The following is a 26998-nucleotide window of genomic DNA, read 5'->3' as shown; positions in this document are numbered from 1 at the left end:
CTTCTATAAACAAAAAAGCATGCAAATTTTGTCTGAAATTAAGAATATACTACTTTTAGAAAAAACATATGCAATGCGGTTACCACCGGTTAAACAATCTCTTTTAATTTTAATAGCAGTATTAGTAGCAATTCTTGGAATCATTCCAAGAGCATTGGCTCTTTTTGAAGTAACCAATATGATAAACGCAACGTATGTTCCGGTAACATTTGAAGACGTAGCTATTCGTTTTTCATTTACTATTATTTATGGTTGGATCATTCTTCAGTTTAATGTAAATATTAAAGAGCGCTACAAACATCTCCAAATTGTATTGCGAACCTTTATAACTTTTTGTATCAATTTGGGTATAATGGTAGCCACTGTTATACTATTAATAAAAGTATATGGATATATATTAGAAATTGAGGTCCCTCCAATGCAGAAAGATAGATTTTATTATTCGTATTTCGCTATCTTTTTGATTGTTTATTTTATCTCCGGAATACTAAGATATCAACGATTGAACCAACAACAGATTATTGAAAACGAAGAGTTAAAGAGACAGAATTTGGTAAACGAATTATCAGCTTTACGAAATCAAATCAATCCACATTTTTTATTTAATTCTTTAAATTCTCTTAATTCCTTAATAAGGGATAATAAATCTGCAACACAATTTGTAAATAAATTGTCGTTTATGTATCGCTATATATTGCAGAGTAGCGATCGAGAGGTTGTGAGTTTAAGAGAAGAACTGAAGTTTTTAGAAAGTTATATTTTCTTGATAAAAACACGCTATAGAAATCGTTTTGATATTCATATAGATATTAACGAAATATATTGGGAGTGCGAAGTGCCAGCTTTGTCTTTGCAATTATTATTGGAGAATGCAGTAAAACACAACGAAATTTCGGATGCTAATCCGCTGTTAGTAAAAGTATACGACAAGAATGGATATATTTGTGTTGAGAATAAAATTAAATTGCGAAAAACCTTGGTCGATAGTACTGGTAAGGGATTATCTAACCTCAACAAGCGCTACTTACTTTTAAAAGATAGAGAAATTAATATTAGTGATACTAATGGAGTGTTTAAAGTACAATTTTTAGTAGCCGAAAAAACCGAACTTAGCTAATGAAAATAATTATTTTTGAAGATGAAATAGCAGCGAGTGATAACCTTACATATATGCTTCAAGCTATTGATCCGTCTATAGAAATTGTAAAAGTACTGGCTTCAGTGGCAGATGCAGTAACTTATTTTGAGGGTATCTATAAGGCAGATTTAATTACCATGGATATTCACTTAGCTGATGGACTTTCATTTGAAATATTTGAAAAAGTTAAAATCGATATTCCTGTAATTTTCACAACAGCCTACGATCAATACGCTATTAAGGCATTTAAAGTAAATAGTATTGACTATTTATTGAAACCAATAGATGAAGATGAGTTAAGAGAAGCACTTCAAAAATTTAAGAATTCAAGAGATAAGATTGATTCTAATACAGTTTCAAACCAAATGCAAGGGCTTATTGATATGCTTCAATCACAACAAAAGCCAGCATATAAAACTACATATTTAGTGCATCATAGAGATGAATTGTTGCCTTTGAAAACTGATAATATTGCTTATTTCTATATAGATTTAGGAATGGTTAAAGCTGTGTCTAAAGAAAATCAAACCTTTATCCTAGATAAGAAGTTAGAGGATATAGAGGCAGAACTACCACCTGAAATATTCTTTAGAGCCAATCGACAGTTTATTTTAAATAAAGCGGCAATTAGCAATATTAAATTTTATTTTAACGGAAAACTAATCGTTAATACAAAACCACCTTCAAAAGAACGAATTGTCGTTAGTAAAGCTAAGGCAACACTGTTTAAAACTTGGGTAGATTCATAGTGAGAATGGTCAAATAAAACCATTGATTTCTCTAAATTCTTTTATGAATTATTTAATAGGATTCGCAAAAATTTAAGCTACATTTGTTTAAGTATAAATTAACTTATTACATGAAAAAACTGAATAAATCTCTGGTGCTGTTTTTTGCAGTATTAATGTTGGTGTCTTGTGGTACAACAGTTAAATTAAAAGATTCATGGAAATCTGAAACTTTTGATGATGTAAAAGGACAAAAAATTCTTGTACTAAATAGAGGTAAACATGAAGGAGTAAGACAACGTGGAGAAAGAACTATTGCAGATGAGTTACGCAGTTTAGGTCTTGATGCTGTTGAAGGATTTGTTGCTTTTCCAAATATGGTTGAAAAAGATCGTACACAAGAAGAAATAGACACTCTTATTAAAAATGTGCTAGATGCAGGATATGAAACAGTAGTTGTAACAAGACTGCGCAATCAAGACGAAGCTAAATCTACATCAACTAGATTAACAGAGCAAAGTCAACCTGCTGGTAAATTAGGAGAATCTGAAAAATATTATGAAACTTCGGAATATGGTAAATATCCTTTATCTTTTGGTGTTTACTATAACAGTCCAGATAATTTAATACCTACAAAAACTCCTGGTCCAAGTGAATTAGAAGAAACTACAACTAATTATACAGAAATATATAGGTTAGAAACAGTAACATACGATTTATCTAATGCAAGCCAGTTGAAAGGAGTGGTTAGTATTAATGTTTCTGATCCAGAAAGTTTGACAGAAGTTTTAGAAAAATATGCTACTTTAGTAGCTAAACAGTTTAAATAAAGAACAAACACTAAATTAATTAAGATGAAAAACAAAAAATTGTACATGATTCTTGCTTTGGTAGTAGTGACCCTCATGTCTTGCTCATCAGCCATAGAATTAAATGATGAATGGAAAAATGAAAACTTTAAAACCTTAAATGGTAAAAAAGTTTTGGTGATATATAAAACAGATAATATGGTTACAAAGCAACGTTTTGAAAAAGATGTAGCGGAACAATTAAAAAAGATTGGAGTAGATGCTACACCTAGTTACATTGCTTTTCCAGAATATATGCAACCTCAAAAAAAGCAGCCTACGAAAGCTGAGGTAGATGTAATTATTCAAAAAATTCTTGATGCAGGATATTCTGGTGCTGTTTTATCTGCTTTAAAAGATCAATCGAAGCAAACAGAGAGTACAACTACTGGAGGCTATACTACAGGTGGTTATTATCCAGCTTATTATGGAGGATATTACAGAGGATTTGGTTCTTATTATGGTTCTGTTTATGGTTACCCTTATGGTTATGGCTATGGAGGGACATATGTACCGCAAGAAACGACAACAAGAGTTGTAGATGTATATTTATTTGAAACTGTTATTTACAACCTAGAATTAAACGATAAAGAGGAATTGGTTGGTGCAGTATCTGTTAAATTAACTGACCCTGATTCTTACAGTCAAGTTGCCCCTAAATATGCAAAGATTATTGCAAAGCAATTTGAAGATGTACAAGAGAAAAAATAATTTTTTGATTTAAGATATAAAAAGCTCAAGATTTATCTTGAGCTTTTTATTTTTATAATTCTATGCAATCAATCCGTATATACCTGCCACTATTGATATGTGTTTTTATGTTAAGTTGTACTTCTTCAAAAGAGAAAAGGCAAGTACAGCTATATAATTCGTATTGTGCTAGTTGTCATATGGCACCAGATATAAAATCATTACCAAAGAATTTGTGGGATACACAAATCTTACCAGAAATGGCTGCTCGATTAGGCATTAAAGAAAAAGGGTATGATAAGTATAAAGGTATGAGCTTTGAAGAAATGGAGGTAATTTTTACATCTGGTAGTTATGCCAATTCACCTGTAATTTCTCAGGAAGATTGGACGCTTTTAAGAGGTTATATCATGTCTATGGCTCCTGATTCTTTGACCAATACTGTTATTGCAGATAATGTTCAAATAACAGATCAATTCGAATCTCATATTGTAAATGTAGATCATAATCCAGGTACGTTTATTACTTATTTGAATTACAATGAGCCGCAAGTTGTTATTGGTGAATTGAATGGTGCAATACATAATTTTGATTATTCTAATAACTCCTTTCAACTTTTAGATTCAATAGATACAGCGGTTACAGGGTTTGAACAAATTGGTGGTACATCATATATCACGGGAATAGGTATTTTAGAACCATCTGATCTATCTAGAGGTGTTATGTACAAATCTTTTTCAGAATCTAATTTGAAAATATTAGATAGTCTCCATAGACCTGTACATAGTATTATTCGAGATTTAAATGTAGATGGATCAAAAGAAATTGTAGTATCAGAATTCGGCCATCAAACTGGAGAATTAAGTTTATTCAAGAGAATGAATGAGCAATACATCAAGCAAACGCTTGTTAATTTACCTGGAATTATAAAGACTGAAATTCATGATTTAAATAATGATGGATTGTTAGATATTATTGCTTTGAGTTCTCAAGGAGATGAGGGAGTACTCGTATTTTACCAGCAGAAAGATTTGCAATTTTCAATGAATAGATTGATTCGTTATAGCCCAGTTTATGGCACAAGTTGGTTTGAAATGGTAGATTATAACAACGATGGATTTTTAGATATTGTTACAGTTCAAGGAGATAATGCAGATAAAACCTATGTACAAAAACCCTATCACGGTTTACGTATACATTTAAATGATGGTTCAAATAATTTTACTGAATCTTATTTTTATCCATTAAACGGAGCAACGAGGTTTGCTATTGAAGATTTTGATAAAGACAATGATTATGATCTAGCCTTAATATCTACGTTTCCTGATTACGATAATCATCCAGAACTTTCATTTGTATATTTAGAGAATATTGGTGGTAATGTTACTTTTGAGTTTAATACAGAAATTATAAAAGAAGCAAACGAAGGTAGATGGTTATTGATGGATAAAGGCGATGTAGACCAAGATGGCGATACAGATATTATTCTAAGTTCATTTAGTTATTCGTTTACTCCAGTGCCTCAAAATTTGGAAAAGCAGTGGCAAGAAAACAATGTAGACTTGCTTATTCTTGAAAATCAACTAATTAATTAATCTTGGTTTCAATAGTTTGATTTTTATGAACAATAGTTCTATATGGAAATGGTATTTCTATTCCTTCTTTATCAAATCGTTTTTTGAGAGACTCTAAAATATCACATTCCATTATGAAAGCATCTGATGCATTATTTGCCCAAGCCCAAGCTCTTAATGTCACAGAAAAATCACCTAGTAATATTACTCTTACATGAACCTGCGGTGTGCCATTGGATATTTCTAATTCTGTTCTATTATCAATTAATAAAGGATGTTTCAATATCTCTGAGGCCATTAATTCTTTAGCAAAATCAATATCACTATCATAACTAATACCTACTTCAATCCATTTGCAAATCTTATCATCAACTAAATTTGAGTTAATAATAATTTCATTACTAACAATAGCATTTGGAATTATAATTCGTTTATTCTGAAAGTTACGAATTACAGTATGTCTTAAGGTGATATCTTCAACCGTACCGTTCAGTGCTTGAATTTGAATTCTAGAACCAATCTTAAATGGTTTGAATACAATAATAAAAACGCCGCCTATAATATTTCCTAATGCATCTTTTGCAGCAAAACCAATAGCAATACCTGCTATACCCGCTCCAGCTAATAAAGAGCTTGCAATATTTCTTAAGCTTGGAATTGTATAAATGGCTAAACTTATACCAATTAGATATATAATTGCATTTACAGAATGTCTTAAAAATTGATGTTTTGTAGTATCCAGCTTTAATTTTTCTGCTGAAGTGTTAATTAATTTTCTCATTAATTTGTTGTAGAGAAAAGAAATAAGCACGGTAACTATAATAATTATTGTAAATGTTAACCATTGAAATTTAGCAGAATTTAAATACTCTTCCATAGCTTATAAAATTAAATATATCTAAAAGTGATGTACTCAAAGTTAATAAATAGCTTTTTGATGTACAATTAGTTTTAACCTGGTACATTCAGGTTTGTTCAAATCCGAAATATCTTAAAACAATAAATCATTATTCTTTCATTTTTTTCCGACACTTTTTTTTCGCAGTATTCCCAAAGAAACAACTCTACATTTTTTGAATAGTAAAAAAGTAAGTTTAACAGATTACTATAACTACGTTGGCGCAGCTGGCGGCTGGGGTGGTGCAATGGTAGAAGATAATATCTATCAAACAAGCCCATACTTTGATGCTGACGGTAAGTACGAGATGACATTTAAAGACCCTAAAGCTATTTCATTCTGGTCTGCTACAGTTTACAACTACGACGGTCGCATGTTTAACGATGTAGCTAACATTTCAAGTGAAATGAATCCGGTTAAAAATCCTGATGGTACAATTACAATTCGTTTTGGCTGTGAGGGCGAACCAAACAACATACCAATTGTTGAGGGGAATACTACAGGAAAATTTAATGTACTAATGCGTCATTACAACCCGAGTAAAGAAGTAAGTAATGGAGAAGAAGGGTACAACCCAACCATTTTAATAAAGAGAATCGATAAATAGATGTTGTCAAACACAGCGATAAAACTCGGTCGAAAGGCCGAGTTTTTTTGTTTAAATTTGGATTAAGTAGATTCGTATTTGTAAAATCGATTAAACATAGTGGTTGAATTAAATAATCTTACTAATTCTCTTTGGGAAATATATTTAGAAGAGGATTATGATACTGTTTTTAAAAAAATAAAAAGTTGGTTTTCTAAAAAGACAAGGGTTAAAAATGAAGAATTATTGTTCTTAATAGCAATTTCTAGTGTTTCAAATCAAAAGATAAATTCAAGGCTGTTTTGGAAACATTTTATTTATGGACATCGTTACGATATATTTGGAAATAGAATATATAAAGATTTAAGAAAAAAATTTTCTGATCGATGGGAAGAACTAATATATCAAGACTTTATTGATGCAAGAGATTTTTGGTCATTTTATTTTCAAGATATAAGGTGGAAGAAAACTTTTCCGAAACAAAATTTTGTATCCGTTTATGTTGAAAGTCATGAATGGAGCTATTATATTGAAAAAATAAGTGAATCAGAAGGTGTTAAGTATAACAAGTATTATAACGAAGTTCAATATTACCTTGAAGATTTTGAAAATGACGAAAGATTTGTTGAAGGAGAATTTACTTATAAAAATAGTGCAAAGTATTTTGCAAAATCATGTCTGATATATCATTTAAGAAATACTTTCGAAAAAGTGGTTGATCAATTTATTCTTGAAGGTTTTATTGAAGAAATAAAAGGGAAATGGGTTAGTGAGCATAATTTATACCTTAAAATAAAAAATCATTTAACATCTTTTAATGTTATACCACAGGGAAGTCCAAAATTTTTAAATGGTCAGAGGTTTGATATTTGGATACCTGAATTAAGTTTGGCAATTGAGTATAATGGCTTACAACACTATAAACCTGTAGATATCTTTGGCGGTATAGAAGGGTTTAATGCTACAAAGGAACGAGATAAAATGAAAAGGGAAAAATGTCGAATGAATAATGTAGAATTGATTGAAGTTCGTGAAAATTATGATTTCAAGGAGTTAATTTCTAAAATTGAGAAATTAATCTAATTAATAAAGAGTGTTTGATAAAGTGGAGGCGGAGGGACTCGAACCCTCGTCCAAACAAGCAACCAAAGTGCTTTCTACATGTTTAGTTTTTATTTGTTTTTAGACACTAAGCTGATTAAAAACTACCCACTTAATGCTTAGTCACTTTTAGTTTCAGAAACTGCTCGTGACTCGCTGTTTCCTATGTTAACTTTTACGATGCCTCTATTACAAACGCCGCTAACCAAGGCTTTTGAGAGACATTTAGCTTGCACACCTTGTGTGCCTGGGCTTGAACTTACTATAATTCAGTTATTAAGCAGCTAAAGCGTAGTTATTCTCGCCGTTTAAAAAGTTGAAATGATTTTTAGGAGTACTATTTCAATGCTCCACATGCTTACAGTTTGACTGACCTCGCTGTCAAAACCAGTCGCCCCCAAATTTGTCAAAGATCTTAAAAATCAAGTGTGCGAATTTATTAAAAAAATACCACTTGCAACAACTTGGTTCTACTTTCAAATTCAGTTACCTTAGCATCACTAAAAAATTTATGCTAGCTATATGAAGATAGGAATCATTAAAGAACGCAAGAATCCACCCGATAAGCGCGTGGTGTTTACTCCTTTAAAATGTAAAGAGCTCATAGCCAATTATCAAGACTTGGAAATTGTTGTTGAGTCATCTGATATTCGTACGTTTTCAGATGCAGATTATCGTGCTCAAGGTGTTGAGGTGGTAACAGATGTTTCTGATTGTGATGTGTTATTGGGGGTAAAAGAAGTTCCTATTGATGCATTGATTCCAAATAAGAAATACTTTTTCTTTTCGCACACCATTAAAAAACAGCCGTACAATCGTGAGTTATTACAAGCTATTTTAGAAAAGAATATTAGTTTATTCGATCACGAAACACTTACCAACCAAAAAGAGCAAAGGGTAGTAGCCTTTGGTCGTTACGCAGGTATTGTAGGCGCTTATAACGGATTGAGAGCATACGGTATTAAGAACGCTTTGTTTGCCTTGTCTAAAGCAGAACATTTAACCGATCAAGCAGCACTTATTGCTGAATTAAAGCGCGTGCATTTGCCTGAGATTAAAATTGTTTTAACAGGTAAAGGACGTGTGAGTTATGGAGCAAAAGAAATGTTGGATGGTATGGGTATTCGTGAAGTTGGTGTTGATCAATTTGTAAATGAATCGTACAATGAGCCTGTATATGTGCAGTTAGATGTGTTAGACTATAACAAGCGCAAAGATGGAGTTGTGATGAATAATGTGGACTTTTTTAATCATCCTGAGGCCTATGAAAGCAACTTTATGCGATTTGCAGAGGTGTCTGATTTGTTTATAGCAGGTCATTTTTATGGTGATGGTTCGCCTTATTTATTTACAAGAGCAGATGCAAAATCATCGAGTTTTAAAATTAATACAGTAGCAGATATAAGCTGCGATATTGACGGTCCTGTGGCATCTACTATAAAGCCATCTACCATAGCAGACCCTATTTATGGCTACAATCCTCAAACGGAATCAGAAGATGATTATATGAGTAGTAAAGTGATTGCAGTAATGGCTGTAGATAATTTACCTTGCGAGTTGCCAAGAGATGCTTCAGAAGGGTTTGGAAATCAGTTTGCTGAACATGTAATTCCATCTTTTTTTAACAATGATGAAAAAGGAGTGTTGCTCAGAGCACAGATGACAAAAGAAGGGAAGTTAACATCGCGTTATGGGTATCTTCAAGACTATGTAGACGGAAAAGAATAGTGCAACCTGATCATAATATACTTTTAGAATTAGCGAAAGCTAAAATGCCCTATGGTAAATTCAAAGGGCGCTATTTAATTGATTTACCAGAACCCTATGTTGTTTGGTATTACAACAAAGGGTTTCCTGCAGGTAAATTGGGTAAACAACTTGGTTTACTTTATGAAATTAAGGTAAACGGATTGGAGTATTTGATTCGCGAGCTTCAATAATGAATTATATGAATCCTGTAGAACAGCATATTTTTAAACAGCAAGAACCATATCAATCTATGATGTTGTATGTGCGCGATGTATTAAAGGATACCGTGCCCGAAGTTGTGGAGAAATACAGTTTTAGACTTCCTTTTTATCATTATAAAAAAAAGTCATTGTTGTATATGAATGTGCTAGGAGGTACCAATTATTTGGATGTCGCCTTTTTAGATGGTGCCATTTTACAAAAAGAATATCATCAGTTAAAAGACTTTAATAAAAGAAAACGGGTACGTTCTTTACAGTTTCATTCACTTGAAGACATAGATGAGCAGTTATTAAGGTCTGTTATAAAAGCTGCTGTTCGTTTAATAGATACCGGAAATACTACCAAGTACAATTAGGCCAATTGGTTAACAACCTTTCTAATTTCGGTAAGGTTTGTTAAGAGGCGTTCAAGATGTGCCAAATCTAACATGTTTGCACCATCACTTTTTGCATTCGCCGGATCAAAATGTGTTTCGATAAATAGACCATCAACATTATTTACAACTCCAGCACGCGCAATAGTTTCAATCATTTCTGGTCTACCACCTGTTACACCGCTACTTTGATTTGGTTGTTGTAACGAATGCGTTACATCTAAAACCACAGGCGCAAAGGCTTTCATTTCTGGAATACCTCTAAAGTCTACAATCATGTCTTGATAGCCAAACATGGTGCCTCTATCTGTTACCCATGCTTTATCGCTACCGCTATCTTTAACTTTTTGAACCGCGTGTTGCATTGCAGAAGGACTCATAAATTGTCCTTTCTTTAGATTGACAACCTTACCAGTTTTAGCCGCAGCAACTACTAAGTCCGTTTGACGAACTAAAAATGCAGGAATTTGCAACACATCAACGTATTCTGCAGCCTTGGCAGCATCAGAAACTTCGTGAATATCGGTAACAGTCGGAACTTTAAAAGTTTCAGAAACTTTGCGTAATATTTTTAAGGCTTTCTCATCACCAATTCCCGTAAAACTATCAATTCTACTTCTGTTGGCTTTTTTAAAACTGCCTTTAAATACATACGGAATGTTCAATTTATCAGTAATGCTAACTACCTGTTCTGCTATGCGCAAAGCCATGTCTTCTCCTTCTATGGCACATGGTCCAGCAAGTAAAAAGAAGTTGTCAGAATTAGCGTGTTTTATTTGTGGTATAACTGATAAATCCATACTGTTAAATTTTCGGCAAAAATACGAATTAATTATATCTTTGATATACAAACGTTATTTTACTAGAATGAAAGAATTAAAAATTTTTGGCCTTTGTTTTATCCTTGTTTTGGCAATTGGCTGTACTGAAAACAAGAAGGAAGTAATTACCATTGAAACTATTACAAAACATTTAGAAACATTGTCTTCTGATGAAATGCAAGGACGCAAACCTGGTACAGAAGGTATTGAAAAAGCGGCACAGTACATCGAAAGTGAATTTGAAAGAATTGGTTTAAAACCGTTTAATGGTGCAACCGATTTTAGACAACGATTTTCTCAAAATGTAAGAGGCGAAGATTTAGATTTATTTAATGTCATTGGAATGCTAGAAGGTAAGAGTAAGAAAGATGAGTATGTAATTGTTTCTGGTCATTACGATCATCTAGGAATTGCTAAAAACCCTGTTGAAGGAGATTCTATTTATAATGGAGCAAATGACGATGCTTCTGGTATTACAGGAGTGCTTGCCTTAGCAGAACATTACAAAGAACATGGTTCAGAAAGATCGATAGTTTTTATTGCATTTACTGCTGAAGAATTAGGATTGGTTGGTTCAAATTATTTTGGATCAACTATTAATCCCAAGGAAATAGTGGCAGGAATTAATTTAGAAATGATTGGTAAGACACCAAGTTTTGGCCCAAATACTGCTTGGTTGACGGGATTTGACCGTTCTGATTTTGGAACAATCATTCAAAAGAATTTAAAAGGTTCGGAATTTAAATTACACCCAGATCCATATACAAAATTCCGTTTATTTTTTAGAAGTGATAATGCCTCTTTGGCCTATTTAGGTATACCGGCACACACATTTTCTACAACAGCAATTGACCAAGATCAGGATTATCATAAAGTAACAGATGAAACAGAAACGTTGGATATGCAGGTTATAACCCAAACTATTAAGGCCGTTGCCTTGGGTACAGAATCTATTATAAATGGAAAAGATACACCAACAAGGGTTCAGCTTACCGACCAAGAACTCGAGAGATTAAAGAAAGTAAAGGAGCGAAGAGAGAAGGTAGCTAAAGAAGCAAAGAAAGAATCATAATGCCTTATAACACATTTATTGCAGATCGAATAAAGCAGTTGTTAGAAGAAAAACACACAAACTTTTACGAGAAGAAAATGTTTGGAGGTTTGTGCTTTATGGTAAATGATAAAATGTGCTTAGGTGTTGTAAAAGATGAGGTCATGGCTCGCATAGGTGGAGATGCCTATGCCAATGCCTTTACTAAACTAGGTTGCAACGAAATGAATTTTACTGGTAGACCTATGAAGGGATTTGTTTTTTTTAACGGATGAAGCAACTGATCTCGATAAAGATTTGGAATACTGGGTACAGTTGGCGTTGGATTTCAATCCGCTGGCCAAAGCGAGTAAAAAACGAACTTAAAAATACCTTGGAGACTTGTATTTAGTCGCACCAAGAAATACGTCATACAGTAAAAACACTTCATGGGAGCCACTACTGTAATTGCCTAGATTAGAAAGAGTATAATCATAAGCATATCCAAATTTTAAATTATTTGTTATTCCAATACTCATTAGGGCACTAAGAGCATCTTCTGTTCTATAGGCTATTCCAACTTCAAATCGATCATTGTAAAGAGCGTTTAAGGTAAAGTCAACTGAAAGAGGAGCCCCTTTAACAGCTTTCATCATTACAGCAGGTTTTAGCTTGAAAGAAGCGTTAAGTTGAAGAACATAACCACCTGTTGCATACCAATGAACTTCTTCTACACCTTTGTATTGTCCATTGCTTGAAGTAGTATGTGTAGCGCGAATCATATTTGGTGCAGAGAGGCCGATGTAATAGTTTCTATTATTTAGGTATAGACCAGCGCCCATATTGAAAAAAGTTTCATTTCGATTTTGAAAGGCAATTCCAAAATCACTAGGGTCTTCTAATTGAAAATTCGCAAAATCTACATCAAAAAGGGTAACGCCAGTTTTTAATCCAAAAGATAGATTCGTTCGTTTATTCACATTAATGGAATAAGCAAAATCTGCATAAATATTATTTTCTTTAACAGCTTTACCTATTTGATCATTGGTAATTGATACGCCTAAATCAATCTTGTCAGAAACTGCTCCATGAGCAAAAAAAACATTGGTTACTGGGGCTCCATTAACACCAGTCCATTGGTTTCTATGCATGACTCCTAATTGTAAAACTTCATCATCATCTAATGTGTATGCAGGATTTATAACACTCATATTGTACATGTAATGAGTGTATTGCGGATCTTGTTGCGCCCAAGTTGTAACGTTTAAGATCAGAAAAAATACTACAAGTAAATTGATAAATGTGGTACGATTCATACAAGTATAAAAATAATGAAATGAAATAAGAATCACGCTTTTTAAACTAAGGCGTATTGTGTACATTTGATTGAATTTAATTCAGACAAAATGCGCGTACATTTTATTGCAATAGGCGGAAGTGCCATGCACAATTTAGCTCTTGCTTTGCATGCAAAAGGATATCATGTAACAGGTAGTGACGATGTAATTTTTGAACCTTCAAAAAGTAGGCTAGATGCCAAAGGATTATTACCCCAAAGTTTTGGTTGGTTTCAAGAAAACATTACATCAGATTTGGATGCTATTATTTTAGGAATGCATGCAAAACCAGATAATCCTGAATTACTTAAAGCGCAAGAACTCGGTTTGAAAATATATTCATATCCAGAGTTTCTTTACGAGCAATCAAAACTAAAAACACGTGTGGTAATTGCAGGTTCTCATGGTAAAACTTCAATCACTTCAATGATTTTACATGTGCTAAACTACCATGATAGAGATGTAGATTATATGGTGGGTGCGCAATTGGAAGGATTTGATACAATGGTGCATTTAACTGAAGAGAACGACTTTATAGTGCTTGAGGGAGATGAGTATTTGTCTTCGCCAATTGATAGAAGACCTAAAATTCATTTGTATCAACCGAATATTACATTGATTAGTGGAATTGCTTGGGATCATATTAATGTGTTTCCAACATTTGAGAATTATGTATCGCAATTTGAAACGTATATCAACACCATTACTAATGGTGGTATTCTGGTATATAACGAAGAAGATGAGGAGGTACGAAAGCTGGCAGATGCAACAGAACGTCCTATTCAAAAATATCCGTATGGTACGCCTGAATCAACAATTGTTAATGGCATTACTTATTTAGATACTCCAGATGGTGAATTGCCGCTAGAAATATTTGGAAAACATAATCTACAGAACTTAGCAGGAGCAAAATGGATTTGTCAGCACATGGGTGTTGATGAGGAAGATTTTTATGAGGCTATAGGCACGTTTAAAGGTGCCAGCAAGCGATTAGAGAAAATTGCCGAAAACAAATCAACGGTGGTTTTTAAAGATTTTGCTCATTCGCCTTCTAAAGTGAAAGCTACAACTGATGCTGTAAAAGCACAATACAAAGAGAGAACTGTTTTAGCATGTTTAGAATTACATACGTATAGTAGTTTAAATGCAGAGTTCTTGAATGAATATGTTGGAGCTCTAGATGCAGCTGATAAGGCTGTTGTATTTTATTCGCCTCATGCGGTAGAGATAAAAAAGTTGGAAGAGGTGAGTGCTAGTCAAATTCTAGAGGCATTTAAAAGAGATGATTTAATAGTATATACCAACCCGCAACAATTCAAAGAATTTTTGTTTCGTCAGAATTTAGAAAATACTGCTTTGTTATTAATGAGTTCGGGTAATTATGGCGGCTTGTCTTTTGATGAGGTTGCCGAAAAGGTTCAATAGGATTTACATACATAAACCCTATTGAAAACTAATTGAAATTATTCTTTTCTTTTGAAAACGGAATTCCCTTCTTTATAAGTTTCTAACACCTTAATGTCTTTTAATGTCATAGGGTCTACTTTTAACGGGTTATGATCTAAAACCACCATGTCAGCAAGTTTACCTTTCTCTAAAGTTCCTTTTTGATCTTCTTCAAAATGTTGCCATGCGCTCCAAGTAGTAATGCATTTTAAAGCTTCGTATGGTGTTAAGCGTTCATCTGGACCAATAATAGTTCCACTTCTACTAACTCGATTTACGGTAGTGTGCAATATCATCATTAAATTAGGTAATGCCACTGGAGCATCTGTATGACTCGTAACAGGAATACCCATATCTAAGGCAGACTTAATTGGACTAATAAGTTGTGCTTTTTCTGGTCCAATAATTTTTTTATACCAATCGCCCCAATAAAAAGTATGCATTGGAAATAGAGAGGCTACCATATCATATTTTTTGATACTGTCTAATTGGTCTTTACGTATTAATTGACCATGTATTAATACAGTTCTTCTATCTCCTTTTCCATAGATTTTTTCTGCATTAGCGACTGCATTAATTAATTGATCAGCTGCCGCATCTCCGTTGGTATGCGACAATAATTGCCAATTGTTTTCAAATGCCAAATCAACTAATTTTTGTACATCTTTATCATCTGGTATTGCTGGATAGCCATGATAACCATGTGATTGTCCATCTGGTGGTAGCAAATACGGCTCAGTTCTCCAAGCAGTTCGTCCTTGTGGTGAACCATCTAATGTAAGTTTAATTCCAGCTACTCTATAACCGTTAGTATAAGTTGTACTATTCCATTTCGTTTTTAAGTATTCGGGCTTACTGTAATCTATATAACTAGCAACATCTAGATAAAACTTTCCTCTAGTTGCATAATCTGCAAGTTGTTCGTGATTGCCCATGGCACGCCCTTCTTGAACCGTGGTATAACCATAGCTAGCTGCTAATTCTTGTCCTTTATCATAATAGTAATCTACAACATCAGGTTCCGTAGGGGTTATGTTTTTTAACATATATGGTATGGATGCTAATTCTTCAAGAACTCCATTTGGTGTTTTACCATCATCCTCTCTTCTTATGATTCCTCCTTCTGGGTTAGGTGTTTCAGATGTTATTCCAAGTAATTCTAATCCTTTTGTATTAACCACGCTAAAGTGTCCCGAAATATGGACAATCATTACCGGAAGTTCAGATGAAACCTGATCTAGTTCATGTCTGTTTGGGAATCTGTTTTCTGCTAGAACAGCATCATCAAATCCAAGACCTAAAATCCATCCTTTCGTTTTATCTGTTCCATTTGTGTTATACCAATCTTTTAATACTTGAATTAAAGTGGATATATCATTTACTTTCCCATCTGGACTCGCCAATAGGTTCGCCATAATTGCTTGAGCACCAAATGCAGCAAAATGACAATGCCCGTCAATAAATCCTGGAAGTAAAGTTTTGCCATTAAGATCAACTGAGTTGTAGCTTTGTTTTACTATCTCTTGCGCCTCTTTTAGGGTGCCTGTAAAATATATTATGCTGTCTTTTATAACTAGAGATTCAACATATTGAGGTTTATCTCCTGTCATGGTAATTATATCTCCACCTGAATATATAGTGTATGAACTACTATCTGATTGGTTTGTACAAGCAATTAATAAGGCGCAGCATAGTGCGCTAAATAATTTATAGAATTTCATAGCATAAGAATTATTTGATTTGTACGAAGTTACGACTTTTAAATTTTTATAGGTCTATTGAAGATTAATTTTAATTATGTAGCTATCAGCTTTAATAAATAAAACAGATTGATCTTTATTAAAAGTGCAGTTTGATGTTGCTTGTCCAGTTGCAATAATTCCTACATGAGTGTCATCTGGATGAAAAATTAAAATCCCTCCAGGGCCTGAAGCAAAGATGATTGCTTCTTTGGAAACTTTTAGACCATCTGCTAATCATTTTCTTTTACCCACTAATGAGGTAACGTCAAAAAAGGTTTTGCCATTAATTAAGTTGTCATTTGAGTCAACATTATATACTTTCCAAATAGCCATTTTTGGGTCTGAATTGGCAACATATAATTTCCTATAATCCGGTTAGAACGTTATGCCATTTGGTCAAATGAGTGTGCTGTCTAATAATTTAGTTTTTCCTTCTGTAGATAAACTTTATACGACTTGAAATGTAATTTACTTAGATGGTGGGCTCCTCTCTTTTTAGTAAGCCATATTGTGGGTCTGTAAAGTAATAATTTCCCTTTTTATTTATTGCAATGTCGTTAGGGCTGTTGAATTTTAATCCATTGTAATTATTTGTAATAGGTTAAAACTTTGACTCCGGAGCATGCATTTTTGCCACTTGTCTATTACCGTGCTGACATAAAATTAATTCACCTTTTAGATTTAGAGTTAAGCCATTACTTCCTGGTTCTGAAGAATACTTATCATTTCCTGAATATCCGGAAGGGTTTAAATATTCTGAAACACCATTTTCTTTGTTCCAGATATGAATAGTATTTTTTGGAACATCAGAAAAGAGTAGACTAATTAATTCGGACACCTAAAGAGGGCCTTTAGACCAATCATGTCCTTCTGCAATTATTTCAAGTGGATTATAAGCATTCAGAACTTTAAGAAGCCTTAGATCTATTACTTCGATGATTGCTACAAGATTTTTCTGAGCAAAAGTGAATTGAGAAATCAAGCAAAATAATAGTTTTATTCATCTTAATTCATTTTCCAGAAGTATGGAGTTAATAGTACGAGAACAGTAAATAGTTCTAGTCGACCAATTAGCATTAAGAAAGAACAGAAAATTTTTGCAGCATCAGATAGTGCTGAGAAATTATCAACTGGGCTTAAAGTACCCAATGCAGGACCAACATTTCCTAAAGAAGAGGCTGCAGCCCCCAATGCAGATATAAAGTCAAGTCCTAAAAAGGTGAGCATAACAGTACTCAAAATAAAAATGAGCATGTATAGCACAAAAAAGGACAATATATTAAAAACAATGTTTTGTTTGATGGCCTTACCACCATATCGCACTGGTATAATCGCATTAGGGTGAAGCAGTTTTTTAAGTTCTAAAAAGCTACTTTTAATCATTACAATCTGTCGAACCACTTTAACTCCGCCGCTTGTTGAACCTGCAGAACCCCCAATAAAGAAAAGAGAAAATATAAAAGCAGTGGCAAAATAATTCCACATGGTAAAATCAGCACTAACAAAACCGGTGGTGGTAAATACTGCGATAATTTGAAACAGCGCATGTCGAATCGCACTTTCAAATTCGCCATATGGTTTGGGGTGTTCTATTGTTGTTTGTAAGTTAGGATCTTGGAAAAATAAAATAAGAATAACCAAGCAAACAGTTAGCCAAATGGTGCCGAAGAAGTACCATTTAAATTCTTCATTTTCTAAAATTTTACGCACTTTCCCTTTAAAACTAAAATAGGTTAGCATAAAGTTCGTACCAGCCACAAACATGAAAAATATAATAATATATTGAATAAGAGGACTTCCGTTATAATGTGCGACACTTGCATTTTTTGTAGAGAACCCACCTGTACTCATGGTTGCCATGGCATGGTTTATTGCATCAAACCATGTCATACCTGTAATTTTTAGGAGTAAAAATTCTGCAATAGTTAATGAGAAATAGATAAACCATAAACGTTTTGCTGTCTCTGTAATTCTCGGGTGCATTTTATCTGCAGATGGGCCCGGAGCTTCGGCCATAAACAACTGCATACCACCAATACCTAATAATGGTAAGATTGCAATGGTAAGTACAATAATTCCCATACCTCCAATCCAATGAGTAGCACTTCGCCAAAACAAAATGCCATGTGGCATAGATTCTATATCTGTTAATATAGATGAACCAGTTGTAGAATATCCAGACATGGTTTCGAAAAAGGCGTCAACAAAATTTGGAATGGCTCCAGAAAGTAAATAGGGTAAGGTTCCTGTTAATGATAGCGTTAACCAACCAAAAGTTACAATTAAATATCCTTCTTTTTTTTGAAGATTTTTTTGAGCATTTCTGTTAGAGAACCATAAGATAAAACCTAGAACTATTGTTATTAAACCAGCAGCAACAATTCCCCAAGAGGCATCTTCTTTATGATACAGACTAAATGGAGCAGCGAGTAGCATAAAAACACCATTTAGAATGGATGTTAATCCTAAAAAGCTTAAAATTATTTGATAGTTTAAAGTTTTAAAAAAGCCCATTGATTAGCTAAGGTTATCTAAAAAGTTCTTCAACATCTTGTATGGCATCTGGTAAGCAGAAAACGACCACTTTATCACCGGCTAAAATTTGGAAATCTCCAAAAGTCATCATTGCTTTACTATTTCTTATTACGCCACCAAAAACTGCGCTTCTAGATAATTTAATATCCTTTATTTGGTTTCTAGTAACAGCTGAATTTTCATTGACCTCAAATTCTAAAACTTCAGCATCAACATGTTTTAAATTCGCTAAGGCTAGTACTTCGCCACGTCGAACATGTTTAAAAATTTCACTTGCCGCTAGTAGTTTTTTATTGATTAATGTGTCAATTCCAATTGTTTGAGAAATATTAATATAATCCATATTCTCAACCAGGGCAATGGTTTTTTTAACTCCTTTTGATTTGGCAACTAAGCACGACATGATATTGGTTTCTGAATCTCCTGTTACAGCAATAAAGGCATCCATGTCTCTTATGTTCTCTTCTTCTAATAATTCTAAATCTCTACCGTCTCCTTGAATCACAAGTGTGTTTACCAATCGCTCTGCTAAATTAAAAGCCTTGTCTTTATTCTTTTCAATTAACTTAACTCGATATTTTTCTTGGCAAAGTTTTCTTGCAGATTTTTCACCTATTTTGCTACCTCCTAAAATCATAACATTTTTAACAGGAATATCTTCTTTGCCTATCAGGGTGTGTAGTTTAGAAGTACTTTCTTTTGGACATGAAAAATAGACCTCATCCGCCATTTCAAAAATTGTATCTCCCCGCGGAATGATAGTCTGCGATTCTTCAAATCTTTTAACCGCAATAGTTATAAAGTCTATTTCAGAGAATTTATTTTTAGCTTGCTGAACAGATAAATTTAAAATTGGAGACCCTTTACTTAGGACGCCTCCAACCATATTTAGCTCACCATTCTCAAATACTATAGAATCGTTAAATGCGGATCTATTTAAAAGAGTTTTAATTTCATTGGCAGCTAATTCTTCTGGAGAAATAACAGCATCTAAGCCTAAATCATTAAAATTAATGTATGGATTGTTTATAAATTCTGGATTATTTATACGAGCTACGGTTTTGATTGCTCCTAACTTTTTACCTATAACAGCAACGGTAAAATTTGTATTTTGAGAATCTGTAACTGCAATTAATAAATCTGCGCGATCAACACCAACATCTAATAATGTTTGAATTGAAGTGGCATCTCCTTTGGTTGAAATAACATCTAAATGAGTGTCTAAATAATTGAGTTTCTCGCTATCCTGATCAATTACGTAGATATCTTGAGATTCGTATGACAGCAATTTTGCAAGGTGAAATCCGACGTCGCCGGCACCAGCAATAATGATTTTCATGTTCTGAATTATTTAAGACAAAGATATAAAACTTATCTTTGGTACAAAACGCAATGCTATGAAGTATCCAACAGATTCTTTCTCCATAAAACAGTGGAAAGAGGATGACAGACCGCGTGAAAAATTAATGACAAAAGGTCGTCAATCTCTTTCAGATACTGAGTTGTTGGCGATACTTATTGGTTCCGGATCAAGAAATGAAAGCGCAGTATCTTTATCTAAGCGCATTTTGTTATATGTACAAAACAATTTGAATGAATTGGCAAAATTAAATGTTGATGCCCTAAAATCATTTAAAGGAATAGGAGATGCCAAAGCGATTGCAATAATAACAGCTTTGGAGTTAGGGAGGAGAAGAAGACTAGAAACGGCGCTTGAACAACCCGTAATTTCCTCTAGTAAATCGGCATTTGAAATATTACAACCATTAATTGCGGATTTAGAACATGAAGAATTTTGGGTTTTATTTTTAAATAACTCAAATAAGGTAATTGATACTTTGCAAATGAGTAAAGGAGGGCTTACAGGAACAGTTGTAGATACGCGATTGATATTTAAAAAAGCTCTAGCCAATGGAAGTACGAGTTTAATTTTAGGACATAATCACCCTTCAGGAAGTCTTAAACCTAGTGCATCAGACAAGCAATTAACAGAAAAAATTAAACATGCTGGCTCAACTTTAGATATTAAAGTATTAGATCATCTTATAGTGACTCCTCAAAATTATTACAGTTTTGCTGATGAAGGCAGCTTGTGATATGCATGATTTTTTGTAGGTTTATACCTATATTGGATTTAAACCACTTTTCATGAAAATCAGAATTTTTCTGTTATTAATTGTTTTAACAATTTGTAGTTCGTGCTCTTTAGAATCATCAAAAAAAAATGATAATCAAAGTTTTCAAATTGATAAAAAATACAAGATTGAAGAGGCTTATCCCAAAATTGATAGAGATTTAGATGATATTTTAAAAGATGGCAAAATTCGTGTATCAACGACCTATAGCGGTACGAGTTACTTTTTATATAAAGGCAAACCAATGGGATTTGAATATGAACTGTTAGAGCGTTTTGCGGATCATATTGGATTAAATATTGAAATTATTGTTGCAAATGATATAGACAGCCTTATTAGAAATGTTAATAATGGTAAAGTAGATTTAATTGCCCATGGATTGACGATTACTGAAGATAGAAAACAGGATGTTTTATTTAGCGATTATATTTATTTGGCACATCAGGTCTTAGTGCAAAAGAAACCAGATAATTGGCGAACCATGAAAAAGCACGAAATAGCTCGTGATTTAATTCAAGATGCTATTGAATTAGATGGGCAAACTGTTTCAGTTAGAGGAGAAACAGCTTATAGTGCAAGATTGAAAAACTTATCTCAAGAAATGGGTGGAACCATTTTTATTGATACTTTAAATGGTACGTTTACAACTGATGAGATCATTAAAATGGTGGCAAATGGACAGGTTGAGTATACTATTTCTGATAATAATATAGCCAATATATTAGCTTCCTATTATCCAATATTAAATGTTGATGTACCCATAAGTTTTTCTCAGAGAAATGCTTGGGCAACTAGAAAAAGCTCACCCAAATTAAATCAGGCTGTTAATGAGTGGTTGTCTGAATTTAAAAAACAAGTTGATTACTATGTTATTTACAACAAGTATTTTAAGAACGAACGAGATTTTCGAAGACGTGTAAAGAGTGATTTTTATAGTTTATCTTCTAACTCAATTAGTAAATATGATGATGTGGTAAAGTTATATGCAAATAATATAGATTGGGATTGGCGTATGCTTTCATCTTTAATATATCAGGAGTCAAGGTTTGATCCGTATGCAGGTTCATGGGTTGGTGCTGTGGGTTTAATGCAAATGATGCCAGCTACGGCTAAAGAAATGGGCGTTAAGAATAGAAAAGATCCACATGATAATTTGAATGGAGGTACTAAATATTTGCAGCATTTATGGGAGCGATTTGGAAATATACCAGATGAAGAACAACGATTAAAATTTACTATGGCCTCGTATAATTGTGGTTATGGTCATGTATTAGATGCCCAAAGATTAGCAGCTGAAAAGGACTTGGATACATTAACTTGGGATGATAATGTAGATTTAATGATATTAGCATTAAGTTCGCCAAAAAACTATAACAAACCCGGTATCCGTTATGGGTATGTTAGAGGCATAGAACCGTATACGTATGTCCAGCAAATTTTTGAGCGATACAATCATTACGAACAATTTATTACTGAATAATATTGCTACTTGTTTATACCCATAAGATAACACCTCGTTTAAATTATATTTTTAAACAGATTTTTGTTCGTATCATTCAGATTCCTATTGATTTTACAACTAGTATTGAAGCTTTTGTTGCGCATAACGGACCTAAAATGAGTTACACCAACAAACCTTTGGGTAGTGAGTTTCATATTAGAAGTCATCAATTATTGTTTGATCAAGGTATTAATGATTTAGAAATTAATGTATTTGATTGGGAAGGAATCCCTTGTTTCTTTGCAACTGGGAAATCATCGGCAATTCCGTTTGATTTGTTTGCTGCTAGTTTTTATTTAATAAGTAGGTACGAGGAGTATTTACCCTATGTTCAAGATGCACATGAACGATTTTCTGCAGAAGACAGTTTAGCCTATAAATTTAAGTTTTTAGAAAGACCTTTGGTAGATATCTGGGCATTTAAATTTTTAGAATCAATTAAAGAAAAATTTCCCGATTATACATACAGCTCTAGAACTTTTGAATTTGTTCCAACTTTTGATATAGATAATGTATATGCATATAAACATAAAGGAATTATTAGAAATACGGGTGGTTTCTTTAGAGACATTCTAAGGTTTCAGTTCCCTAATTTGCTAGAACGAATATTGGTATTGTTAAGGGTTCGGAAAGATCCATACGATACGTATCAATTTATATTAAATCAAACGAAAAAATATAATTTAAAAACTATTTTCTTTTTTTTAATCGGTGATTACACTACCTATGATACCAATGTATCGTCTACAAATTCAAATTATAAATCCTTAATTAAATCTATAGCAGATTATGTAGATGTAGGTTTGCATCCGTCTTATTTTACGATGACGAATACAAAAAAACTAAAAACGGAAAAGAGTAGGTTAGAATCGATTGTTAATAGGCCAATTACCAAATCAAGACAACATTATTTAAGAATTAAAATGCCAGATACGTATCAGAATTTAATTGATTTGGATATAACGGAAGACCATTCCATGGGGTATGCAAATCGATATGGATTTAGAGCAAGCACGTGTACACCATTTTATTTTTATGATTTAGATTTTGAGATTCAAACTCCCTTAAAGGTTGTGCCGTTTGCTGTAATGGATGGCACCTTAAATTATTATTTGAAATTGGTGCCAGCGGTATCTAAAGTTAGAATTTGTCAAATGATAGATGAGGTTAAAAACGTTAATGGCAAGTTTGTGTTATTATTTCATAACGAAACTTTAAGTGAAACGGATGTTTGGAAAGGTTGGCGGAAGTTGTTTCGAGATGTGTTAAAGTATGTATATGATTAGGTATGTAAAGCGTGTTGATTTAAATGTTGAAAAGTATGATGTCTGCGTAGAAAGATCATTGAATTCAAGAATTTATGCTTATTCGTGGTATTTAGACATTGTTGCCGATAATTGGGATGCATTAATTCTAAATGACTATGAGGCAGTTATGCCTTTGCCTTGGCGGAGCAAGTATTTTATAAAGTATATTTATCCGCCTTGTTGGACGCAGCAGTTGGGAATTTTCGCATCATTCAAAATTACCTCGGATTGGACATTAAAATTTGTAAAATCAATTCCGAAAAAGTTTAAGAAAGTGACAATTGCATTTAATTCTGAGAATGATTGCACAGGATTAAAAGTAAAAAAGAAGAATAATTATATTTTGGATTTGAATAGGCCTTATGAAGAATTGTATAAAAATTATAGGAAAGGAAGAAAGGCAAAATTAAAACAAGCAAAAAGATCTGAATTGTACATAAAGGAAATTCCGATCAAAACTCTGATCGAATATTCTAAAATGTTTTATAAAAATATTGGATTCAAAGAATTGGATTATTTAAAACTATCAATCCTTTGTGAAGAATTAATTTTAAAAAACAGAGGCAAACTTGAAGGAGTATTTGCAGCGGATGGTGAATTATTGGGAGGAGTACTGTTTTTATTTGAAGATAAAAGAATTACATATTTGTTATCTGCTTTTTCTCCCAAAGGGAAGAATCATCAGGCGACTTGCTTTTTAATTGATAAAAAAATAAAACAGTTTGTAAATAGAGATTTGTTATTCGATTTCGAGGGTTCTATGGTAGATGGAATAGCTTTTTTTTTTAAAACCTTTGGATCTTCGAAAGAAAATTATTCGAGTTATACAAAAAATAAGTTTTTATGAAGTTAAAGGAGTATTTTATTTTTTTTGGGAATTTAATTCCCTTTAGTACTAAACAGCTTGTGATGTTGTCAGGTAAAAAAATAATATTTCCATTTTATCATGCTGTTGAGAATAGTAATAAAACCCATTTGAGGTATTTATATAAAGTAAAAAATGAGAGACAATTTAAGAATGATTTAGACTATTTATTAAAAGTGTTCAAACCAATTTCTGTTAAGGATTTTATAGATGGTCTTTATATGAAAAAAAGAGAAGTCTTCTTTTTATTAACTTTTGATGATGGATTGAGTTCATTTAAAGAAAATGTTGTTCCTATTTTGCTGAAAAGGAAAATTACCGCAATTAATTTTTTGAATTCAAAATTTATTGACAATGGAGATTTATTTTATCGGTATAAAGTAAGTATTTTAATTGATAAGTTAGAAAATTTTGATAATAAAACTGCCAAATATAAAGCTGTTGGACGGTTGTTGAATGTTGAAAAGAATAATTATAAAGAGTTGAAGCAAAAATTACTTACACTCAAATTTAAAGATAGCTTATTAATAGATGAGATTGCTAGTATTTTGCATATATCATTTGAAGATTTTCTTAAGAATGAGAGGCCTTACCTTGGAGCAAAAGATTTGATAGACCTTTTTAACTTGGGGTTTCAATTCGGAGGTCATAGTATTGATCATCCTTTATATAATGAAATAAATGAGGAAGAACAACTTCATCAAACTATACAGAGTATTGATGCAGTAAATAATATTACATGCCAAACTCAAAAAATATTCTCTTTTCCTTTTTCTGATGATGGAGTTAAAAGTTCTTTATACATGAGCTTAGAAGAAGGGAGTATAATTAGTTTTGGATCAGCTGGCATAAAAAATAAAATTCATAAAAACCATTTTCAAAGAATTCCGATGGAGTATGGAAGTATTTATACGGCTAAACAAATTATAAAAGGCGAGCTATTTTACTATTTACTAAAAAAGATATTTAAAATCTTATAACAATAATTTCTAATCCAAATATTTATTAGGTATTGATAGATGTCCACTCAAAATTTCATCACTAATAAGGGAATGATTATATAGAGAAGGTTTTTATAAAAAGAAAAACCTTTTATGAAATTTTCGAAGTTTTATCATGTTTGTTGAAATAATAGTAAAATAGAATTGCACACGCAAAACTGGTTAGCCACATTAAAGATGCTGTAGTAATTGCTGCACCTTGAATTCCATATTTAGGAATTAAATAGATATTTGATAAATAATTTAATCCCAGTGAAACGAATGTAATAAAAAAGTTTACATAAGCTTTACCTAAAGAAGATAGTAAATTTCCGTATATCCCTCTAAACATCAGTATACCACAAACACCAATACTCAAAATGAGTAATGAATTATAGTAACTAACATATTCACTCTGGAATAAATACAATAACTTTTTACCAAAAAGAATGATAAAGAAAATGTAAGTTATACTTATAAATGTAAATAGCTTTATATAATTTAAAATATATTTCTTTAAATAAGTTTTATCATGTATTTTTTCGGTGAAAGTAACAAAGTCTGTTGTAATGACAATTTGAGATAAAATAATGACGCTAAAAGGTATTAAACTAACATATCTAAAAGCGGTAACATTTTGCATGTCTAGCATAATATTCCCAATAAGAATTAAATCTATTGCTATAAGCATATTAGTAGTTACATTTGATAATCCGGCAAAAAATCCATACCTCCAAAAAGTGAAATTAATTATTTTGGGAATTGTTACTTTTTTATTTTTAGTGGAGAATTTTCTAAAATTTATTAAATAAGCTAAAAGAGGTGTGCAAATTAATGCTAAAGCATAGCCGGTAGCTCCATATGCATAACTTAAACTAAAAACCAATAAGATTAATATAAAATTATATAAAAAATCTGTTAAAGCGTATGTTTTATTCTTCTTAAGAACACGAAGTCGGATCTGTCCTATTTCAAATAAGAAATTAGTTACATAAGCTAAACTTAATAGTGACAGATAAAATTGAGTATTTGAATTTTTAAATGTGTAAAAATAAGCGATACAAATGGTTGTAATACTAGAAATAAGGCATAAAATTATTCCTTTTCGAAAAATATAGCTGTAGAGGTTGTTTTTATCCCCATCATTACCCATTAATGGAGCATATCTTATCAATCCTTGATTTAAACCAAAATTAGAAATCGGCATAATAAAAAGAATGATTTGATATGCATAAATAATAACTCCCAATTCATCCTTCACAATTAATTGTAAGGCTATCCATGAAGCAAAAAATGAAAGTAACCTAGATGCTATACTAGCAACGAAAATATAATTCCCTGAACGATTGATGAAATTTTGAATGAAATTAAATAGACTTTTCACAAGTTGCT

At 32.4% G+C, this 26998-nt stretch carries 26 protein-coding genes and 1 other RNA gene; 18 read left to right on the top strand and 9 right to left on the bottom strand.

The annotated features are described in order from the left end of the window. The first annotated feature begins 19 nt into the window (after positions 1–19). The 5 genes from ACYQ5R_RS01775 (at position 20) to ACYQ5R_RS01755 (ending at position 4999) form a co-directional block, all read left to right on the top strand. Positions 20–1117 carry a sensor histidine kinase gene (locus ACYQ5R_RS01775; protein WP_460189188.1) on the top strand — a complete coding sequence of 366 codons (1098 nt, stop codon included), beginning with the start codon at positions 20–22 and terminating at the stop codon, positions 1115–1117. Beyond that, complete coding sequence (locus tag ACYQ5R_RS01770; protein WP_460189187.1) at positions 1117–1887, top strand: LytR/AlgR family response regulator transcription factor; 771 nt, start codon at positions 1117–1119, stop codon at positions 1885–1887. The genes ACYQ5R_RS01775 and ACYQ5R_RS01770 overlap by 1 nt, the downstream gene beginning before the upstream one ends. A gap of 110 nt (positions 1888–1997) precedes the next feature. Further along, a complete protein-coding gene (locus ACYQ5R_RS01765) occupies positions 1998–2696 on the top strand; it encodes a hypothetical protein (RefSeq protein WP_460189186.1) in 699 nt (232 codons plus the stop codon). 24 nt (positions 2697–2720) lie between these two features. Beyond that, positions 2721–3425, top strand: coding sequence for a hypothetical protein (locus ACYQ5R_RS01760; RefSeq protein WP_460189185.1), 705 nt, complete (start codon positions 2721–2723; stop codon positions 3423–3425). 179 nt (positions 3426–3604) lie between these two features. After that, entirely contained in the window at positions 3605–4999 is a 1395-nt protein-coding gene (locus tag ACYQ5R_RS01755) for an FG-GAP repeat domain-containing protein (RefSeq protein ID WP_460189184.1), read from the top strand. On the opposite strand, the gene ACYQ5R_RS01750 is transcribed toward ACYQ5R_RS01755, so the two are convergent. Next, on the bottom strand, positions 4992–5759 hold the full coding sequence (locus tag ACYQ5R_RS01750; RefSeq protein WP_460189183.1) for a mechanosensitive ion channel family protein: 768 nt from the start codon (positions 5757–5759) through the stop codon (positions 4992–4994). The genes ACYQ5R_RS01755 and ACYQ5R_RS01750 overlap by 8 nt on opposite strands. A gap of 292 nt (positions 5760–6051) precedes the next feature. Between ACYQ5R_RS01750 and ACYQ5R_RS01745 the strand changes: the two genes are divergently transcribed. Next, positions 6052–6483 (top strand): DUF1214 domain-containing protein, encoded by a 432-nt coding sequence (locus tag ACYQ5R_RS01745; RefSeq protein ID WP_460189182.1) that lies wholly within the window; start codon positions 6052–6054, stop codon positions 6481–6483. Positions 6484–6582: 99 nt separating this feature from the next. Then, positions 6583–7545 (top strand): PDDEXK family nuclease, encoded by a 963-nt coding sequence (locus ACYQ5R_RS01740; RefSeq protein ID WP_460189181.1) that lies wholly within the window; start codon positions 6583–6585, stop codon positions 7543–7545. Positions 7546–7565: 20 nt separating this feature from the next. Here ACYQ5R_RS01740 and ssrA read toward each other — a convergent pair. After that, positions 7566–7962, bottom strand: a transfer-messenger RNA (tmRNA) gene (gene ssrA / locus ACYQ5R_RS01735). A gap of 123 nt (positions 7963–8085) precedes the next feature. Between ssrA and ACYQ5R_RS01730 the strand changes: the two genes are divergently transcribed. Genes ACYQ5R_RS01730 through ACYQ5R_RS01720 form a run of 3 tightly spaced genes read left to right on the top strand, consistent with a single transcriptional unit; the run spans position 8086 to position 9889 of the window. Next, on the top strand, positions 8086–9291 hold the full coding sequence (locus ACYQ5R_RS01730; protein ID WP_460189180.1) for an NAD(P)-dependent oxidoreductase: 1206 nt from the start codon (positions 8086–8088) through the stop codon (positions 9289–9291). After that, positions 9291–9503, top strand: coding sequence for a DUF3820 family protein (locus tag ACYQ5R_RS01725; protein WP_460189179.1), 213 nt, complete (start codon positions 9291–9293; stop codon positions 9501–9503). The genes ACYQ5R_RS01730 and ACYQ5R_RS01725 overlap by 1 nt, the downstream gene beginning before the upstream one ends. Before the next feature lie 8 nt (positions 9504–9511). Continuing rightward, positions 9512–9889 (top strand): DUF1801 domain-containing protein, encoded by a 378-nt coding sequence (locus ACYQ5R_RS01720; protein ID WP_460189178.1) that lies wholly within the window; start codon positions 9512–9514, stop codon positions 9887–9889. Here ACYQ5R_RS01720 and kdsA read toward each other — a convergent pair. Continuing rightward, positions 9886–10707, bottom strand: coding sequence for a 3-deoxy-8-phosphooctulonate synthase (gene kdsA / locus ACYQ5R_RS01715; RefSeq protein ID WP_460189177.1), 822 nt, complete (start codon positions 10705–10707; stop codon positions 9886–9888). The two genes, ACYQ5R_RS01720 and kdsA, sit on opposite strands and share 4 nt — an antisense overlap. Before the next feature lie 67 nt (positions 10708–10774). Here kdsA and ACYQ5R_RS01710 point away from each other — a divergent pair, with 67 nt between their 5' ends. After that, entirely contained in the window at positions 10775–11800 is a 1026-nt protein-coding gene (locus ACYQ5R_RS01710; protein ID WP_460189176.1) for a M28 family peptidase, read from the top strand. After that, positions 11800–12054, top strand: coding sequence for a TfoX/Sxy family protein (locus ACYQ5R_RS01705; RefSeq protein WP_460189175.1), 255 nt, complete (start codon positions 11800–11802; stop codon positions 12052–12054). The genes ACYQ5R_RS01710 and ACYQ5R_RS01705 overlap by 1 nt, the downstream gene beginning before the upstream one ends. Positions 12055–12141: 87 nt before the next feature. On the opposite strand, the gene ACYQ5R_RS01700 is transcribed toward ACYQ5R_RS01705, so the two are convergent. Beyond that, positions 12142–13074 carry a PorP/SprF family type IX secretion system membrane protein gene (locus tag ACYQ5R_RS01700; RefSeq protein WP_460189174.1) on the bottom strand — a complete coding sequence of 311 codons (933 nt, stop codon included), beginning with the start codon at positions 13072–13074 and terminating at the stop codon, positions 12142–12144. A gap of 90 nt (positions 13075–13164) precedes the next feature. On the opposite strand from ACYQ5R_RS01700, the gene ACYQ5R_RS01695 reads away from it, so the two are divergent. After that, positions 13165–14520, top strand: coding sequence for a UDP-N-acetylmuramate--L-alanine ligase (locus ACYQ5R_RS01695; RefSeq protein WP_460189173.1), 1356 nt, complete (start codon positions 13165–13167; stop codon positions 14518–14520). A gap of 38 nt (positions 14521–14558) precedes the next feature. On the opposite strand, the gene ACYQ5R_RS01690 is transcribed toward ACYQ5R_RS01695, so the two are convergent. The 4 genes from ACYQ5R_RS01690 to trkA form a co-directional block, all read right to left on the bottom strand. Further along, the gene (locus ACYQ5R_RS01690; RefSeq protein ID WP_460189172.1) at positions 14559–16262 is read right to left on the bottom strand and encodes an amidohydrolase; all 1704 of its coding nucleotides are present in this window, start codon (positions 16260–16262) and stop codon (positions 14559–14561) included. A 622-nt stretch (positions 16263–16884) separates the two neighbouring features. Then, positions 16885–17121, bottom strand: coding sequence for a hypothetical protein (locus tag ACYQ5R_RS01685; RefSeq protein WP_460189171.1), 237 nt, complete (start codon positions 17119–17121; stop codon positions 16885–16887). A gap of 167 nt (positions 17122–17288) precedes the next feature. Then, the gene (locus tag ACYQ5R_RS01680) at positions 17289–18797 is read right to left on the bottom strand and encodes a TrkH family potassium uptake protein (RefSeq protein ID WP_460189170.1); all 1509 of its coding nucleotides are present in this window, start codon (positions 18795–18797) and stop codon (positions 17289–17291) included. A 13-nt stretch (positions 18798–18810) separates the two neighbouring features. Then, positions 18811–20157 carry a Trk system potassium transporter TrkA gene (trkA, locus tag ACYQ5R_RS01675; RefSeq protein ID WP_460189169.1) on the bottom strand — a complete coding sequence of 449 codons (1347 nt, stop codon included), beginning with the start codon at positions 20155–20157 and terminating at the stop codon, positions 18811–18813. A gap of 58 nt (positions 20158–20215) precedes the next feature. Here trkA and radC point away from each other — a divergent pair, with 58 nt between their 5' ends. From radC to ACYQ5R_RS01650, 5 genes are all read left to right on the top strand, one after another. Beyond that, complete coding sequence (radC, locus tag ACYQ5R_RS01670; RefSeq protein ID WP_460189168.1) at positions 20216–20914, top strand: RadC family protein; 699 nt, start codon at positions 20216–20218, stop codon at positions 20912–20914. A 52-nt stretch (positions 20915–20966) separates the two neighbouring features. Then, the gene (locus tag ACYQ5R_RS01665) at positions 20967–22433 is read left to right on the top strand and encodes an MltF family protein (RefSeq protein WP_460189167.1); all 1467 of its coding nucleotides are present in this window, start codon (positions 20967–20969) and stop codon (positions 22431–22433) included. Between the two features lie 137 nt (positions 22434–22570). Further along, complete coding sequence (locus ACYQ5R_RS01660; protein WP_460189166.1) at positions 22571–23740, top strand: polysaccharide deacetylase family protein; 1170 nt, start codon at positions 22571–22573, stop codon at positions 23738–23740. Next, the gene (locus tag ACYQ5R_RS01655; protein WP_460189165.1) at positions 23733–24608 is read left to right on the top strand and encodes a hypothetical protein; all 876 of its coding nucleotides are present in this window, start codon (positions 23733–23735) and stop codon (positions 24606–24608) included. Before ACYQ5R_RS01660 ends, ACYQ5R_RS01655 begins: the two co-directional genes overlap by 8 nt. Next, positions 24605–25606, top strand: coding sequence for a polysaccharide deacetylase family protein (locus ACYQ5R_RS01650; RefSeq protein ID WP_460189164.1), 1002 nt, complete (start codon positions 24605–24607; stop codon positions 25604–25606). The genes ACYQ5R_RS01655 and ACYQ5R_RS01650 overlap by 4 nt, the downstream gene beginning before the upstream one ends. 112 nt (positions 25607–25718) lie before the next feature. Here the strand turns inward: ACYQ5R_RS01650 and ACYQ5R_RS01645 are convergent, their stop codons facing one another. Beyond that, positions 25719–26990 (bottom strand): MATE family efflux transporter, encoded by a 1272-nt coding sequence (locus tag ACYQ5R_RS01645; protein WP_460189163.1) that lies wholly within the window; start codon positions 26988–26990, stop codon positions 25719–25721. Positions 26991–26998: the final 8 nt, after the last annotated feature.

This window comes from Urechidicola sp. KH5 (assembly GCF_054661455.1).
The sequence above is the reverse complement of the archived record's forward strand: the minus strand, read 5'-3'. Positions and strand labels throughout refer to the sequence as shown.